Below are 17981 nucleotides of genomic sequence, written 5' to 3'. Positions count from 1 at the left end.
CAAAAAACTAGTATTGCCAGCTCAGGCTAAAGCCGAGCGTCACCGGATCGGTTTTAAAACCGGAAGGTTTGGACAGCGGTATTCCGGCAAACAGGTCATAGCCGGTGCCCAGCGGCGCAATATTGCCGCGCACCCCGGCGACGGCCCCCGCCAGGTGACGGCCGATCAGGCCATAACCATCGCTGCTGCCGCCCACCTCCCCGTAGTCGGCCCCCAGATAGAACTCCTGCTGCGGCACCGGCGTCTGCCAGGCCAGCGTGTTTTGCAGATACCAGCCATGGCTGGCGCTAAGCGTGCGCTCTCCGTCAAATCCACGTACCGTCCAGCGGTTGCCGATAGAGATCTGATCCTGAGGCGTGAGCGGCTTGGTGGAGGTCTGGCGCAGCCAGTTGAGCTGCCAGCGAAAACGCTGTTCGCCAATGGCGAACGGCCAGTTAAGCGCCGCGCTCCAGGTCAGTATTTTTGCCCTGTCGGTGGCGTAATCATCACCTTCGCGCTGCTCTTCATAGGCGGGCATAGCGCCAAACCAGCGGACGCCGCGCTGAAAAGTGACGCCGCCATCCAGCGTGGCGTTGCCGATGTAGTGACGGTGATTAAGCCCCAGTTGCCAGGCGCTGGTGCGACGACGTTGCACTTCCACTTCGGTATCGTTAATAAAGTTGCGGGTTTCACGCCACAGCACGCCGTAGCGCAGGGTGGTTTTACTGGCGCTTCCGCGCTGAATCACCCGGCTCAGCCCGGCGTTCAGGTTTTTGCTTTTACCGGAATAGCGAATATCACCGGCCTGCCCGGCCACGGTCTGAACGTAGTCTGATTTACCGGCGTTAATATCCAGCAGCCAGTATCCAAAAGGCACCGAATAGTGGCCGCTCAGGCTTTTGGTCTGTTTTTCGCCCTTAAAGCCCAGATCATGGGTCGCGGATAGATACAGCAGATCGCTAAGCGCCAGAGGGTTATCCAGCGCCAGCATCACTCCCCCCTGATAGCGCCCGGTGCTTTCGGTACCGGAATCATCAAGCCAGGCATTCAGGTGCCAGAGCCGCTGCTGACGACGCGAAATAACAACGTCGCTTTCACCCGGTTTATCCCCCGGCACAATTTCCATGCTGGCTTCCACCACCGGCAGGCGCTGCAGATTTTCCAGCCCCTGCTCGATGTCGCGCAGATCCAGCAGCTTCCCTTCACGAGCCGGCATCGCGCTGTACAGCAGGGCGCGGGCATCAGAACCATCGGCATAGCGGACATGGCGAATGCGGCCAGGCACCAGCGTCAGTTTCAACTCGCCGCTACGCAGATCCTGCTGCGGCGCCAGCACGCGCGAAGTCACCCAGCCGTGTTCGATAAGGCGATTCTGTATCCGCCCCATGAGCTGATTGATGCCGTTAACCCCCAGACAGCGACCCACGCCGCCATCGGCAATGCGCTGGAGCGGTACCCAGTGGGGGAAGGCCTCGCGACCGGCAAGGCGAATACGCTTTAACGTAAAACAGGGGGACTCTTCGGGGAAAGGGCCGTCAGCATTCGGCAGCGCCTGCTGCAAATGAATATCCGGCGCCCGGGGCGTGAGCTGTTCTTCCTCGACTTCGCGCTGGGTGCGTTGATGCTGCTGCTGTTGATTGAATATACGCTCATCCGGCGCGGCCGCTGCCTGGAAGGCCAGCAGGATATAAATAACCGCGCTATATTTCAGCGCCGCCGTACAGGGCTGACCCATTTTTCTGCTTCCTTGTAGAAAAATTTCATAAAGAGAAATGCGATGTCATTTTCGTGGCAAACGTTTTAACGCCTATCGGGAGGAGCGGTCAAGTATTATGCCGCCTATTTATTGCGCTGTCTGCCATCCACCTAAAAAATGAAATAAAATTAATGTCAAATTAACAGCCTCCCGACATCAGCACAGCTAATGAAATTAAGATTTCTCTCTAACCCAAACGGGGGTGAACATATTTGAGCTCTTTTCATATCATAATATTCACCGCCGTGATAATCATAAAACCTCATTAAAAATCAAATCATTAAAAAACAAAGCCAGCGCTCCTTTGCCAACAATGAGTGAAACCTTTTAAATGAAACGCTACTTCCCCCCGCCATGAATAAGAGTGCCCGGTAGAAAAACCCTGGGAATTTTCCATCATAACGGGTGATAATCTGAATAACTGTCATCGGCCATATCGAAACTTATTCTATACCTAATCCCCGACGGCCGATCTCATTAAGCTGTTCAGCCGTAAAACGTCCTTTCCACGTCACTTCATAATCTTCATGCGGGAAATCCGCCGGTGAAGCCCCGCGTTCAAAAGCTTCCCTTACCCGTTGCGCATAGCGTCCATTTTTTTCGCACATGGGCGCCGCGGGAATATAGATAACATTCCCCCAGCCCTGCTGATTTTCTACCGGCGCCACCGCGTGTATCAGATCGCAGTGCCACCATACCGAATCCCCGGCCTTCAGGGAGGGAATCGAGCACAGTCCGTTAATCAGGTGCGGATGCCACCGCTCGGATACCGGCAGCACTTTTCCCGGCGCCACGCCGCACAGCTCATCTTCCGGTACATCGTTCAGCAGCGGACGCAGCAGGATATACGCCATCGCCAGCGGCGTCGGAACCACATGCAGCAATCCCTGACCGGTTTCCATATCCGACAGCGCCGTCCAGCCCTGAAAAGTACGGAACGCCGAACAGGTGGTGGTGTTCTCCAGATGATATTCATCCGCCTGCGGGCGCCATGCCGCATCCCAGGGATCGTATTCCGCCAGACGGCCGTTGAAGATGCTGGCGAACACCTTCTGATAAGCCGGCGACAGCCAGCGCTCCAGGGCCCCGGAATCGGTATGCGCTCCCAGCCCCTGCGAACAGCTTCCCGGCGGCCGCCTGCGAATGCGATCCGGATAAATAATATTCTTATCCGGATCGAACCAGCGCCCCTGCGGCGATTCAAAACGCCACAGGCGGTTAAGGGACGACTGTACACGGGCGATAGCTTCGCTCTGGCGCGCCTCCATTTGCGAAGGAGACCAGTAAACGGGGAAAATCTCCGGTTTTGACGCCGTAAGCGTTCCAAAGAAATTATCCCCCGCACCGCGGTATTGCTGGTCAAAATGGTTATCGCCCAGATAATCCAGCATGGCGTTATCCAGCGCCCGCGCCTGCTGGCGTGGAAAAGTCTGGCGTACCACCACACAGCCGCGTCGTTTGACTAACGCTTTCTGCCGTTCGCTCATCTCCCCTTCCATTAACTGCCGTAGTTCGATCTCAGGCCAGGCACTGCCCGCCTTCATTTCCTGGATTCGGGCATCGGCGAGCTCTCTTTCAACGACCGCGCACACCTGCTCAAACAGTGCTTCCACATCGCCGATTCGCGCCCGTAGGGTACGCTTCATATCGACGATATTCTTTTTATAATCAACAGGTAATGTTGATGACACGAACGATGAAGCCATAACACTCTCCGGATTAGCCCCTCACCATGCTTCGAATGAAACAAGAATCAATTTCATTCACAGCTCATTAATCTAAAAATAGCAAAGCCCGCCATACCGGTTTTAGAGATGGCTCACGATTTACCACCCGCCATAATGCGGAAAAGATGAGTAAAAAATTGAGGAACAAAACGAGAAATAAATTAGCATTTAAAATCAATATGATAGAAAGATCATAGGGTCAGAACCTAAGGGAGAAGGTTTAGGAAAAATGTAACATATTGATTTTTAATCAGATAGATTCCATCACCAAAGATAAAAGAGGAACAAAAAAGAAAGAACTCATCAATATATTAAATCCCCTTTTATCACCATACTGAAGCTACAGAAACCGCCAGGAGACATCAGTATGAACGGTCGCATCGTACGCCACTTCTACCAGCGCTATTTCACCGCCACGGCTCGCTATAGCGCACGCCTGTTCCGCTGCATGACGCCCGCACGCAAAGCGGAACTGCTGGAATTTCTGATGCAAACCCATTTGAGGGAATGAACCTCTTCTTTCGCAGCCCCGTCTGTGCCGGATAGCGACGCGTCCGGCGGGCTGTTATCGCCACGATCATCCCGAAAAATACCTCATTGTCCCTTTTCCTGATGGGCAGACCGGATGAATCATTCCTCACCATGACTTTCAATAAAATACCTTTAAAAACAATATACTCCCCTGTTACTCCCGCAACGGACATCGAGTTTTATCACCAACGTACAGGTTTCCTGTAAGGCAACAAGGAAGAGTCCAAATAAAAGCGTCTCCCTGCGGCTGAATATAACATGCATTTTTAATGAAATAATAAATGTGATATCAATGAAAAATACGGATAGAAAATAATGTTACCAGTCGCTTTAATTGTTACTGATGGTTACTTTGATTATCCGATGAAAATTCCGAAGGTCGGCTAAAGTATTCCTTGCCAGAATTTTACACCTTGCGCACCTGCTTTATCCTTTAGTGCCATAGAGGGTCGACACTCAATTATTAATTCCGCCACCAACATCGATTCCAGATACATATTCTTTTTTTTCATAGCTTTACCTGTTTTTACTCTGCCGGGTTTTCTTTTCACATAAAAAATCCTGGTGTGAGTCAGATAATTCCTAAAATACACTTCAAAAAATACATTTTTTTTCTATTTTGTTTATTTTATGTTAACAAACACCTCCCAAACCAATAAGGAATAACATATTGTTTTTTAATGACAATCATTATATCACCAGGAATTTTCATAACATCCAGTGATCAATCAGCTACTCACAATAGCCAAAACCTATCAATCATGAGCTTATCATCAGAATAATCATCTTTGAGATAAGTCCGTTATGAATAAGAATTCAGGTGCAGTACAGACAGCTATCAACCATATGCTTATATACATGACTTCAATTTTCTAATGGTATTTCATAGTTTGTGCTGACTCTGGAGATATTCACTGGACGCTTTAAAAAAACCAGAGTTCCAAGGAGACAGGATGAATAGAGTTGTTCTTTTTTGCGATGATTTTTATTACAGCAATGGGTTCCATTCCATCTTAACGGGAAAGAACATAAGTGTTCATACCTGCAGAGGTGTTGATGAGATAAATAGATTACCAGATAACCAGGAGGTGTTGCTCTATATTGTTGCAATAGAAAGTTTACAATTTGGCGCCGAGGTTAGAAAAAGAATATCCGGCATGAAAAATGTCATTCATGTCTTTGATGTTCACAATACAGAACCCGGAACGATATTCCGTGGCTATATCTCTAAATATATGGCGCCACAGACAACGTTTAGTGCCCTGGTAAGACATATTCAGAGTGGGTATACCAACAATATCTCCTTGACTGATGGGGATATCCGGCTTGTTCACTTATTAAGCAAAGGGTGCAATATGCATCAGATCGCCGGGCTTTTAGGGGCACCAGTAAAATCGCTATATGCCCGAAAACATACCATCATGAAAAAAATGGGGTTTGATAACGCAAAAGCCAAAAGTGTATTTTTTTGTGATGCATGGATTTCATGGCGATATGGCGCTGATGACAAGTATGAGCCCCTGTGGATGTCATCTCAGGGACGTAGAAAATTATCCATTGCGGATTTTTTGGTGACTGAATATCACAGCAAACCATTTATTTAATCAGTAAGCCGATATGACTAACTTTGCTACAAAAGCATTTGTGAACTGCATATATAAAAATGGCGGGACGCCAGAAAAAACCACCCCCAAATAAGTATTGTCTTGTTCTCTCAAAAAAGGAACTTATTTTAATGATATCGACAAAAAAGAAGGCGTTAGCTTTGTGTATCGCACTGGCTATCAGCCATCATGCCAGCGCTACAGATGCGGGTATGAAACCAGCAAAAAAAAATATTGCTGCTGAATGTAAAGCGAAGGACGCTCAGAAGGGAGAACAATCTCCGAAATGTCTCGCGGATGATACTGATGAATCCTGGCTTGAAGCGAACGTAGCATGGATTGCCGGGGCCGTGGCCGCCGTTGGCGTGGGCGCAGGAATGTCCGGGTTGGGTAGCCATCATTCTTCATCACGAGATGTATCTCTTCCGCCTGACAACAACAACAACAACAACAACAACAACAACAACAACAACAACAACAACAACAACAACAACAATAATAATAACAACGGGAGTAACGGGAATGAGGATAACGGCACTGATAATACTTCATCAAAAATAACCGTTATCGTTCCTGGCAGCCTGGATAATGGTGAAACCGGCCATTATATTGATGGCAAAGGAGGAAAGCAGGATGTTGATATTGAAGGAGATTCGGTTATTCGCAATGGTGCGACAGGCACCATTATCGATAACGTAACGAATTCTGTTATCAACAGTCTGGGAAATCTTGATGTAGCAAATCCGGGCTCAACGGGCGTCATTGTTAATGGCACGGGAAATACCCTTAATCAGAAGGGTAACAATGTAATTGCCGATGGTGCTACAGGTAATAAAGTTACTGGTGACGGCAACACGCTGAACCAGACTGGTGATAGTTCAGTAACGGGTAACGGCAGTACTGGCTCCCTGATGGAGGGGGATAATAACTTACTGGTGATTGATGGTACCCTCCAGACTGCCGAAGGGGCGACGGGTGTCGCCATTACCGGAGATCAGGGAACCGTTAACGCAAATGGTGATATGTATGTTGATGGCGCAGATTCGGTAGGTGTCTCTATCCAGGGCGAAGGCGCATCTGTTCGGCAGAGTGGTAATCTGTACGTCACTAACGCCGGTACAGGCTTTGACGTCACTGGTAACAATGCCAGCGTGAATAACACACTGAAAGTCAGCGTGGAAGATGCCGATTCAGTGGGTATAAAAATGACCGGCGACAACGGCGCCTTCACAAATACCGGTGACTGGATTATTCATAATATGGCAACCGGCGCCGACATTAATGGCAATGGTAATACGGTGACGCTGGATGGTAACCTTCAGGTAGATGCCCGGGTGAATAAAACCGACAATACCGTACTGGATGGCGCCACCGGAATACGAGTTGGCGGAGACAATAATACCGTCAATATTACAGGAAACGTTGCCCTGACCAACTCCCCCCTGTCAACCGCGATAGCATCCGCAAACTACAGCGAAAATAGCACGCTGCTAACCGGTGTTTCGGTTCGGGGAACCAGTAACCACGTTGTACTGGAAGGGAAACTTACCGGCTCATTTGACGATCTGAATGGCAACACAATCAATGCCGGAGAATTACAGTCCCAGGCATTAAATGTTACAGGCGATCGGAATATTGTGGACGTCAACGGCGGTATCAGCCTTGATAAAACCACTTATGGGCAGGCCGGAGTTAAAGGAATACGCATTACCGGTAATAACCAGGTTAATCTTGGTGGGGTGTCATCCGTCATTACACGAGCCGCCGAAGGGGATGACATCTCCAGCTATGGTCTCCCACTGGCCCAGGTGACCGGGAACGGCACGCTGATATTAACGGATACCTCACAAATTACCGTCCAGCAGAAGCGGGGAACGCACACCAATTTTTATTCTGGCGCTCCGCTGATTTACACCACTGACAGTTCCGTCGTTAATAACGGCACGATCGATGCCACGGGAAGTGAGGTTACGCCCCATATTTACAAGGGAGCTCATTCACAGTTTACCAACGCCGGTACTATCCGCGCCACCAGCAGCGGCGACGGTGTGGATGATGGAATAGCGGTTCTGATAAGTGAAATCGTTAGCGGAACCCTTATCAATACAGAAGACGGGCTCGTGCAGTTAAGCACCGGGCGCAACCCTGCGGGAGTGACTGAGATGGGTTCCGTCTACGGCGTAGAGCGTATTAACAGCGTTACCGCTGTATCAGGCAATGGAGAAACCATCAACCAGGGCACCATTGAACTGAACGGCCCGGCATACGGTATGGTTTCCCAGGGGGATGGCGTGGCTGGCCTGAGCGGCCTGAGTAATGCGGGTACCATTACCCTGAATGGCTATATTGACGGTATTAACCCGCGCAGCGTGGCGGGCTTTGGCGCAGACACAGATAAGATGCGTCTGGGGGCCGCCATCCTGGGCCGTAATTCTTCCGTTAATACGGTCAATACCGGCGATATTACCGTTACCAACAGCGGCGTCGGGATGATGGCATCCTCCAGCGGTGCGGTGGTCACCAATCAGGGCACCATTACGCTGGATGTGGAGCCCGGCGTAACCGATAGCCATGACCAGCTTTACGGTATGGTAGCCGTTGCGGGCGGCACCGTGGTGAATGGCGAACAGGGTAAAATCATTATCACTACGGCGGCAAATGCGCCGACCGCCGATGGCACTGACGTTATCGCTCATCCCTTCTATAAGGACGACAACGCCAACAGCCGTATTATAAATTCGGGACAAATCTGTATTGGCGATGAAGCCTGTCAGGATGCGGCAACCTGGAATGCCGCCAGCGGAATTTCCCTTACTGATGGTGCTATCAATGGCGAAGTTCTGGCGGCCGGCGGTGAAAGCCGTGCCCTGGACAATGGTCTGGTAATACTGCCCGGATATGCTGCCAGCAATACCGGAACGCTTACGGGTGGAACGATTTCTCTGATCAAGGGGAGCACGCTGACTAATGGGGCCGAAGGAACGATCGACAATGCCATCACTTCAGCGGGGCGGGGCAATACGCTCAGCAACCAGGGAACCCTTTCCGGGGATATTCAACTGACGGGTTTCGCAGATACCCTGGATAACGCCAGTGGCGGCAATATTACCGGCAATATTCTTGTTAATAACTGGGGTAATATTGTTAATGATGGCGCCATCAATGGCGATGTAAGCCTGGCGCAGCATAGCTATATGGCGAATAATGGCATCCAGAATGGCGGTGTAAGCGTAGCGCAGTATGGCTATATGGAGAATAATGGTACCCAGAATGGCGATATAAATATAGCGCAGAATGGCTATATGATGAATAACGGCGCCATGAATAGCACCGGTGCGGTGGAAGCATTGGCCCGCCTTGATAACACCGGTACGGTAACAATCACGGGCGGCAACCTGGATATCTGGGGCGTTCTGGATAATAAGTCCGGTGGGCTAATTAACGCTTCCGGTGGCAACCTTCGCCTGGGGAGTAACGCAATTGTCTATAATGAGCGCGGCGGAAAAATTGAAGCCGCTCCCGGATACTCTGTTCAGATAAACAACGCAAACAGCTCCGTAATTAACAGCGGGGAGATCTCCGGCGGCGGTAAAGGAACCACTTATTTTATTGCAATGAATACCCCCAATACTTCGCTATGGAATACCGAAGGGGCAACGATCAATTTCACCGCGGTGGATAACAATAGCGCCGCTGTTATTATTAAGAGGGCAAATAGCTCAGGCGCTGATAACTTCATCAATGATGGCACATTAAACCTGAGTGGCAGTAACGCCAGCGCTGTCTATATGGGAAGGGATACCCGGGCGCTGAATACCGGCACCATTAATGTCGGTACCGCAGGAGACGGCTCCACAAACCTTGTTGCCGTTCGTCTGGACAAAAGTGCTACGGATAAAACCGTATTTGTCAATGACGGCATGATTAATATCAATGCCGACAACTCCTTCGCCTTCAGTAAGGAAGGGGCAAACGGACGAATTATCAACAATGGTAGCGTATCCATTGCCGATGGCGTCACCGGTTCCGGTATATTTAAACAAAGCGGAATGGAAGAGACGATTGAGAGCGGTACAGAAGAGAGCTTCACCCGGCCAGCGCTGCCGGAAGAGCATGGCGACGCCCGTGCCAATGCACTGGTTAACGGCGGAAAAGCTGGCAGCACCTTTACCAACACGGACGTCATTAACGCCCTTTTCCCGGCCAATGAAGGCGGCACCATTATTAATGGCGTAGATGGTGATATGCGCTTTGCCGGAGACAGTAACTTCGTGGGCGGTACATTCTGGAACCAGGGAAAAGTCGATCGCATCAGCGGTCAGGGGACAACGTTATTTAATGTAAGCGCTGCCGATACCCATATTATTAACGATGGCACCATCGGAAATGGTAATAAGGGCGCTATCATATTTAACTCCTCCAAACTAAATACTGATTTCTGGAATACCGATAAAGGAACAGTAAATTTCCTGGCAGGCAGTAATAATTACGCAATCGTGACAGCCAGTGGCTCTGTAAACTCCACGTTGATAAACGACGGCACCCTGAACCTGTCAGGCAGCGGCGCCATCGGCCTGAGCATTAATGGCCGGGGCGATAAGGCCATTAACAACGGTACCATCAATCTGGGAACGCCCGGCACCACAGACAGCGGTATGATCGCCATGCGGTTGGGGAGCAGTGCTGACGCAGCGTCTGTGCTGGAGAACAACGGCACTATCAACATCAACGCGAACGACTCTTTCGCCTTCAGTAAGGAGGGGGCAAACGGCCGTATAATTAACAACGGTCAGGTGGTGATTGCCGATGGCGTAACCGGCTCCGGCATTATTAAACAGACGGAGCTGGCAGGCTCGATTGAGAGTGGCGTACATACCGACTACACCGCACCAACACGCCCGTCGGGCTCAGCACAGCTCAACGTCATTGAAGGATACACCATTGGTACCACGGCCAGCGGCTATGCCGGGCGCCTGATGGCCAGTAATGCCCTGCTGAAAGACGTCAGCGTCAATACTGGTTTTACCGCAGGCACAGCTGAACGCACCGTAACCTTTAATGACGTAGTGACCGGGAAGAACATTCAGGGCGCGGAAAATATTCGCTCTGAAAGCGCCGTCTGGGCCGCACAGTCCACACTGAACAGTAAGGGCAATGTCGACGTCACCCTGACCAAAAATAACTACGCCGATGTAGCACAAGATGCCAGCGTAGCCAGCGTGGCGAATGCGCTGGACAGCAAATACGCCAGCAACAGCCTGTTCACCAGCCTGAACGTGAAGACCAGCAGGGAGTTGAGCCAGGCGTTGCGCCAGATCTCAGGCTCTCAGGCCACATCGGCATTTAACGATGCCCGTGTTCTGACCTCCCGCTTCGACCGGCTGGCTGAAAGCGCAACCCCTATGGGGAGCGGACTGGCGTTTAATGTCATGTCCCGTAATGACAAACGCGCCGAACTGGGCAACAACGTGCGTTATGACATGTTCGCCCTGAAGCAGTCCTTTGCACTCGACAACCATCAAACCCTGGGTATGGAGTATGGGATGGCGCGCCTGAACGGCAACGGCAGCCGTCAGGCCGGCGACAATGGACTAACCGGTGGATTCAGCCAGTTTATGGGGTTAAGCCACACCCTGAACTTTGGCGAAGGGGATCATTACGCCTGGCGTAACAGCCTGCGTTATGACCGCCACGATCTGAACAGTAACCGTAGCATCCGCTATGGCGATGTCAGCCGCGTCGCATCATCCAACAACACTCAGCAATATATGGAGTACCGGACTGAGGGCAGCCGTCAGATCGCCCTGGCTGAAGGACTCAACCTGACTCCGTCTTTGGGCCTGAAGATGCGCCATACCGTTAATGGCTCAATGAGTGAACACGGCGCTGGCGATTTCAACCTGTCCATGAGCAGCAGCACCGAGACCGCGGTGGATTCCGTTGTTGGCCTGAAACTTGACTACGCCGGTAAGAATGGCTGGTCGGCGACGGCAAAACTGGAAGGCGGGCCAAACCTGAGCTTTAGCAAGAATGCTCGTACCGCATCCCTGCAGGGAGCCAGAGGAGCGCGCTTCAGCATTGATGACGGTCAGAAAGGCGGCGGCATCAACGGCGTGGCTGAAATGGGGGTTAATTACAACCATGGCAATCATCAGCTGTCTGTTAATGCCTACCGCTGGACGGAAGACAGCATCAGTGACAAAGGCTTTACCCTTAACTACGGCATAGCGTTCTGATGGGAGAATCATCGGGGAGGCTCCCTCCCCGATAAAGGAGATATATGGTGAAAAAGAATACAGGGATCGGGATAGCCATCTTATTTGCCCTGTCAGGCTTCATGCTGCTCAGCGGATGCGACCAACATCAAAAGGAGAAGGATAATATGGACAGGCTGGCAATAGTAAACGTGCAATGGATCATGGATAACTCCGCCCCCTCGGAACAGGGAAAACAGCATCTGGCGCAGGTAACGGAAAACCTGAATAAAGGGATTAAACAGATTGAGGCGGTATACGGCGCATCGGGTTCCCACCCCACCGAAAGCGTTCTGAAACAAGGACTACAACGAATAACTCTTCAGCAGGCAGCGGAAAAAGCGCATGCCAGAAAAGTGGTATACGAGGCCATGCGCCAGGCCGTAACTGCCTGGCTCCATGAAAATCCGGGAACCATCATTATTCCCGGTGAAAATGTACTGGCAGCCGATCCCACCCTGGATATCACGACAAATATTATTGACAAAATGGAGGGACTTAAACTGGATTTTGGCCCCCCGCCCACGGTCAATGTGACACCACCCGAGCCATCGACAGAAAAGAGCCAGCCCGGTACCAAAGATAAGGTACATTAACTCAACCGGACAGGGGGATAATATATTCCCCCGAAATGACAATGCGAGAATGTGAACAGATCCGCTTTAGTTCCATGTACTCTTTTCCGGCCAGGCTTGAACTTCCCCGGAGTCAACCATTCTCTCTGAATCATCAAAGGAAAATCTGAAGGCCGGAAATTATCCGCTATCAGGTAAAATCCCGTCCTTCGGGGCGGGCTATCAATGTCACATTACGGATTCCTGACGCGGCTGACTTTCTCCACCCGGATGTGGTAAATCAGGGTCGCTCCCGGTGGAATTTTGGGGGGCTGTCCGGCATCACCGTATGCCCGTTCAGGCGCCACCACCAGGGTAGCTTCGCCCTGCTCACCCAGCGCTGACAGAACCTCCCGAAACACCGCAGGATAATTCTCCAGCGGCTGTACCCAGGGCTTGCCCGATGACATATCCGCGGTAACGGTGCCGTCCGGCAGGCTTTCCGTCATTCGTACAGCTACCGTATCACCGTCGCCAATCTGGCCTTTTCCCTGGCGCTCTGTCCGGTACCAGATACCGTCACCGGTCTTCACCCCTTTCTGACGGGCAAATTTTTTCCGGTACGCGGCGCCCTCGGCCTCGGCCCTGGCTTTTATCCGGTTGATATTTTCCGCCAGCGCCTGACTGTCTGCAGACAGTTCATCCCTGATAGTCGCATTATCCAGCTTCAGTTTTCCGTTAAAGGCATCCCGGATACCCTGCTGCACCACATCATATTGCAGCGCCATCCCCTGCCGCTCCCGTGAAACCAGGCCACGCAGCATCTCTTTACCCAGTGACACCCCCACCGCATAGCCACGGCGATTACCGGCCTCGGATAAATCGGCCCCGGCAGGTGCAGGAGGTACTGACTTTTTCATGGCCACAAGCGCCGCATCTTTCTCACGCGCCTGTTTCTCTGCCTGGTCCAGGCGGGTCTGTATTTTACTGACAGCATTCTGGCTGGCCAGCACTTTGCCCTCTGAAGCAACCAGCCGCCCGGTCACATCACTCAACTGCATCTGCAGCATGGACATATCACTCTCTTGTTGACTGACCTGCTGTTGAAGATGGCTCTGCTCCGCCTTCTGCTTTTCAGCGCGAAGTTTATACTCTGCGATCAGCTTTTCCCGGGCATCGAGCAGCGTTTTTTCAGCCGCCTGCTCCTTTTTCAGGGTGGCCAGCTGGCCATCGCTGTCCGTCATCTGTTGGTGCTGAGCCTTCATCAGGGCCAGTGCCGCATCACGGTTATGTATGGCTTCCTGTGCGGCCGCCATTTGCTGTTTCAGCCCGGCCACTTCCGCGTTACTGTCTTGCTTGCGTCGCGCTCTTTCCTGATGCTCAGGCTCTGCCAGAGCTGCTTCTGCATCCTGCCGGCGCTTCTCGCTGCGCTCAAGCTGCTGTTTGAGCATCGTCACCGTTGCCGCCGCAGCCTTACTTTCCGCCAGCTGGCGCTGCAGACGGGCTATCTCTTTCGTCTGCCGCTTAAGGAGTGCCCGTTCCCGGGAAGAGGAAAGTGCTCCGGTCATTTTTTCTGAACCGGAATCGGGCAGGCCAGGGTGTACCGGTTCACTTCCGGAGCCAGCGCTTTGAGACCAGAGCAGAATAGCCGGAACCTCCGGGGCATGCTGCCGGTACCGGCTAACCACATCAGCCATATCACGATCGGCAGCGGCACCACCAAGGGCGCCGCTCAACAGCACCGCTGCCAGTACCCGACGAAAATAGCGCGGCGGCATCATTATTTCCCTCCCCGCTCAACCAGACTGTCCAGCAGCGCCTTGCGGATATCCGCACATAACCGGGCCGTTTTAAACTCATACATAGCATCAACAGTCTGACGGATATCGCCGGCCGTTTCGGCCCGAATGGCGCTGTACTCAGAAGCGGCATTAACCAGCCCGTCAAACTGTCGCTTCAGGGGGATCCCCCGGGCCGCATTTATCCGGTTCAGAGAAGTCAGTGCCTGGCGGCAGGAAGCCACGGGATCCGTTTGCTGCTCCTCTCCGCCGACGGTTTCACCCGGAGATGACGGATCAGAGCCAGCAGGCATCGGAGCCCCGGGCGTGGAGGTGGAAAGCGTCACCGGAGGTACGGTGGCAGTATGATGGGCAGGCGTACAGCCAGCCGTAAATAAAAATGTCATCAGCAGCAAAAGCCGGATACGGCTGCCGGAAAAGCGGGTATGCATGGACTCCCTCACTTACAAATCCCCTGTAATATGTCAGAACCGGCTGCTGAAGCCGGTCGCGTTTTTATGGTCGGATTGACCGCCCCATATCAGGTAGCGGGCAAATTCACTTGCGGGCAGCGGCCGTGACCAGCGATACCCCTGCTGTAGCCTGACGCCCCGTATCAGCAAATATTCAGCCTGATATTTCGTCTCCACCCCTTCGGCTATCACCTTCAGACGCAGCTTTTCCACAAGGCTGATGATGCTGTCTACCAGGACGGTTTCACTTTCCCCTTCCTGCAGTAAACGGACGAACATCCGGTCTATCTTCAGAAAATCCAGCGGCAGCCGCGCCAGGTGCGCCAGGCTGGCGTACCCCGTTCCAAAGTCATCCAGCGCCACCCGTATGCCTTCCAGACGCAGCCGTTGCAGCATAACGGCCACTCGCGAGTCCGGGGCGACCGGCGCGCTCTCGGTGACTTCCACCACCATCTGTACCCGGCGCCCCAGGCTTTTCTGCAGGTTTGTCAGATCCCATTCCAGCTCCCGGACATCCTCACCCGCCACGCTGAGGTTTACCCCCAGGTGGAACGCCTCCGGCAGCCGGAACGCCAGAGGCTGAATATCACTGAGCACCCGTGACAGCAGCGCCCGGGTCAGAGGTACCATCAGGCCGTTCGCTTCCGCCAGCGGAATAAACGCATCCGGCCCGGCAACCTCGCGCCCGCCGGAGATCCACCGGGCCAGCACCTCGGCCCCGTAAACCCGCCCGGTTCGGGCATCCATCACCGGCTGGTAATACGGCACTATCTCCCCTTTCCGGATGGCCTCGCCAAGCTGGCCGGACAGCGCCGGGGGCGCCAGTAGATAGCGCCGGCACAGCCAGCCGCCCGCCAGGGCCAGCAGCCCTGTCAGCACAAACCACTTGCCAGCCTGCCACAGCCGAACCATCCCTGGCTCGCGGAACTCCCGGGTAAACACGCTGTAGTCAAACAGCCCGGAGTACCACCAGGTGACACCGCCCCACTGCGGCGGCAGGCGCATCACCCGGTTATCCGCCAGCAACACCCGGGTACCGGTCTGCAATCCCGCCACGCCCTCATTCCACGTAAGACGCTGAACCAGAGGCGTCGTGGACAGAGTCACCATCACGCCGCTCTCATTGCGTCCCATGGCATAGATCAGAACCGGCGCTCCCGGCTGTGGAGGAATTTCCGGCTGAAGGTACAGTTGCTCCCGGGCTCCGGGCGTGAACGGCTCGGACAGGGCAAATGTCTCCAGCGTGGAGGTGCAGTAAACCCGGTGCCCCTGATACAGGTGAATGCCCTGAATATACGGCGACTGCAGGCGCTGATGCTCAAGCTGGTGCTGCAGCTCTGGCGTACAGGCTTGTCCGGCCCGGGACGTCAGCGGCTCCATCGCCTGACGAGCCTGCGTCAGCAACCCGTCTGCCTGACTCATCACCCGGGTAGCCATCTGTGAGGTCTGCTCCCGCAGGCTGAAAGTCATCCGGACGGCCAGCGTCGCACTCCCCGCCAGGAATATCAGCAGCGCCACGCCAACCGCAGTCAGAGTTCGCATCATTAATTCCGGGTCAGGACAGCCGGAGCGGCCATACCTGAAGGCCCGGCTACCGGCGCCATAAAGCGCCAGAGTTCCATGTCAGAGTTCAGGCCCAGCTTGCGCATAGCTCCCCGTTTATGACCGCTGAGCACAGCCGTGCTCATTTTCAGCAAACGGGCACATTTGTGGGTCGACAGCCCAAGGCACAGAAAGAACACTACGTTAACTTCCATCGGCGTCAGCAGCTCATCGCTTTCCTGAGGACCTGGCGGCGGTTCCCCCCTAAGGGCACGGCGCAGGACGGTAGCGATTTCATTCACTGACATCCGCAGGCTGATAAAGAATCCCCGGCGTAATTTACGGGCGTACAAAACCCGGGCTGCCGGGGTAATGCTGCCGCTGACCACATACACCAGCATACCGGGATTAAGGGCTATCTCCTCAGGGACATACACCGGTGAAGAGGTATCCAGAATAGTAATATCCGCATCCCTCAAATCCGCAGGAAACATATTTATCTGCTGAGAAAGGGCATCACGTAAGAAAAGATTCTCGGTATAAATCTTCATTCTGTTTATCTCAAATCATTACCGGTTATTGCTGGCACTATAAGAAATACGTCGGCGTTCATCCCTGTGTGGAATAAGCGCCGAATGTCAAGACAAACCATCAGTGGTAATTAATAATAAATGTCACTGCGCTATTTGCTATTCCCGGCGTGACTCTGGAATCTGTTTGAATATATCGGGCGACCAGCGGAACGGATGTCATCCCTGAAGTTCCCAGCTCCATCTGATAGGTTTTTGTTGTACCAAAATCAACAGGCTCAGGTGATTCGCTGGCGCCATATGCCAGTTGTATTCCGGCCCCGCCTGCACTGCCAGCTGAGTCCGTAAACTCAAAGATGCCCTGACTACTGTTAACCACGGCAGTGGTGGGAATCAGCTGCACAGTTATGGCATTCTGGGTTGGTGTACCACCGCTATTTGAACCCGTGTTATCCACATACCATGAGCCGGAAGAGCCATAGCCATAATATACCGGACAGTCCGTTAATTTAATGGAAGCATCAACCCATTTTGTTGCGCTGCCTTTTCCGGTAAAGGAATTGATATCATAACTTCCCATTGGAACCGTCACATCCGGTGTTTTACAGGAACTGGCAACAATATTAATGGCTCCGGTCATACATATATTATCTTCCACCAGACCATCTGATGAACTGCCGTTATCATTATAATTAACCCGGACACAGGGAAGGTTACTGCCCGAAATAGTTCCAGGTTGAACAGGACCGGTTTTTATCAGATACACATCCCAGCGCTTAAATCCCCCGAAGACAATACAGCCATTAATCCCCTGGGAAGAATTACAGTGAACATCAGAACTGTTGGACAGGAGTTTGCTTACCGGAAGGGCGGCATCGCCGGTGGTTCCCTGATGTACCCAGACCCCGATACCGGGAACCCCCGTTTCATAGACCTTTCCTGCCTCCACACCACTGCTCCAGCTACTGAGTGGAAGAGGCGTGGAAGAATATGTGTAGTGGCCACTCGGATTGCCATTACCGGTACAATCTACCGTAATCGCCTGATTTCCTGCTGTAAAATCCAGGTTATAGGTCTGCCTGTATAATATGGTTCCGTCCGGTAAGTCGGCTCCCACCGTAATAGCTCCCGACTGCAGCGGCATTGGTGCCGTTTCAACACCATCACTATGCAGTGTACAGACAGCCCATACGGATTTTGTTAAAACAAGTAGCAAGATGCCCACTAAAACGGATATTCGTCTCATAATCACG

At 52.6% G+C, this 17981-nt stretch carries 12 protein-coding genes; 4 read left to right on the top strand and 8 right to left on the bottom strand.

Going from position 1 to position 17981, the window contains the following annotated elements:
- Positions 1-7 precede the first annotated feature (7 nt).
- Both V3W49_RS09645 and V3W49_RS09640 read right to left on the bottom strand, forming a co-directional pair.
- Positions 8-1714 (bottom strand): ShlB/FhaC/HecB family hemolysin secretion/activation protein, encoded by a 1707-nt coding sequence (locus V3W49_RS09645; RefSeq protein ID WP_500145139.1) that lies wholly within the window; start codon positions 1712-1714, stop codon positions 8-10.
- Between the two features lie 464 nt (positions 1715-2178).
- Complete coding sequence (locus tag V3W49_RS09640) at positions 2179-3441, bottom strand: DUF1479 domain-containing protein (protein WP_500145138.1); 1263 nt, start codon at positions 3439-3441, stop codon at positions 2179-2181.
- A gap of 388 nt (positions 3442-3829) precedes the next feature.
- On the opposite strand from V3W49_RS09640, the gene V3W49_RS09635 reads away from it, so the two are divergent.
- Entirely contained in the window at positions 3830-3973 is a 144-nt protein-coding gene (locus V3W49_RS09635; RefSeq protein WP_500145137.1) for a glucose uptake inhibitor SgrT, read from the top strand.
- Positions 3974-4376: 403 nt separating this feature from the next.
- Here V3W49_RS09635 and V3W49_RS09630 read toward each other — a convergent pair whose 3' ends face one another.
- Positions 4377-4544: a hypothetical protein gene (locus V3W49_RS09630; RefSeq protein WP_500145136.1), complete on the bottom strand. Its 168-nt coding sequence runs from the start codon at positions 4542-4544 to the stop codon at positions 4377-4379.
- Positions 4545-4946: 402 nt separating this feature from the next.
- On the opposite strand from V3W49_RS09630, the gene V3W49_RS09625 reads away from it, so the two are divergent.
- From V3W49_RS09625 to V3W49_RS09615, 3 genes are all read left to right on the top strand, one after another.
- Entirely contained in the window at positions 4947-5597 is a 651-nt protein-coding gene (locus V3W49_RS09625) for a helix-turn-helix transcriptional regulator (protein WP_500145135.1), read from the top strand.
- 131 nt (positions 5598-5728) lie between these two features.
- Positions 5729-11833 (top strand): pectate lyase-fold domain-containing protein, encoded by a 6105-nt coding sequence (locus tag V3W49_RS09620; RefSeq protein ID WP_500145134.1) that lies wholly within the window; start codon positions 5729-5731, stop codon positions 11831-11833.
- Positions 11834-11877: 44 nt separating this feature from the next.
- The gene (locus V3W49_RS09615) at positions 11878-12447 is read left to right on the top strand and encodes an OmpH family outer membrane protein (protein WP_500145133.1); all 570 of its coding nucleotides are present in this window, start codon (positions 11878-11880) and stop codon (positions 12445-12447) included.
- A gap of 212 nt (positions 12448-12659) precedes the next feature.
- On the opposite strand, the gene V3W49_RS09610 is transcribed toward V3W49_RS09615, so the two are convergent.
- The 5 genes from V3W49_RS09610 to V3W49_RS09590 form a co-directional block, all read right to left on the bottom strand.
- On the bottom strand, positions 12660-14186 hold the full coding sequence (locus V3W49_RS09610; RefSeq protein WP_500145132.1) for an FKBP-type peptidyl-prolyl cis-trans isomerase N-terminal domain-containing protein: 1527 nt from the start codon (positions 14184-14186) through the stop codon (positions 12660-12662).
- Complete coding sequence (locus tag V3W49_RS09605) at positions 14186-14647, bottom strand: YuaE family lipoprotein (RefSeq protein ID WP_500145131.1); 462 nt, start codon at positions 14645-14647, stop codon at positions 14186-14188. Before V3W49_RS09605 ends, V3W49_RS09610 begins: the two co-directional genes overlap by 1 nt.
- Before the next feature lie 21 nt (positions 14648-14668).
- Positions 14669-16201, bottom strand: a complete 1533-nt coding sequence (locus tag V3W49_RS09600) for an EAL domain-containing protein (protein ID WP_500145130.1) — start codon at positions 16199-16201, stop codon at positions 14669-14671.
- Positions 16201-16692: a helix-turn-helix transcriptional regulator gene (locus tag V3W49_RS09595; RefSeq protein ID WP_500145129.1), complete on the bottom strand. Its 492-nt coding sequence runs from the start codon at positions 16690-16692 to the stop codon at positions 16201-16203. The genes V3W49_RS09600 and V3W49_RS09595 overlap by 1 nt, the downstream gene beginning before the upstream one ends.
- Before the next feature lie 157 nt (positions 16693-16849).
- Positions 16850-17974, bottom strand: a complete 1125-nt coding sequence (locus V3W49_RS09590; RefSeq protein ID WP_500145128.1) for a fimbrial protein — start codon at positions 17972-17974, stop codon at positions 16850-16852.
- Between the last annotated feature and the right edge of the window lie 7 nt (positions 17975-17981).

Source organism: Rosenbergiella sp. YN46, assembly GCF_036620675.1.
GTDB lineage: Bacteria > Pseudomonadota > Gammaproteobacteria > Enterobacterales > Enterobacteriaceae > Jejubacter.
The sequence above is the reverse complement of the archived record's forward strand: the minus strand, read 5'-3'. Positions and strand labels throughout refer to the sequence as shown.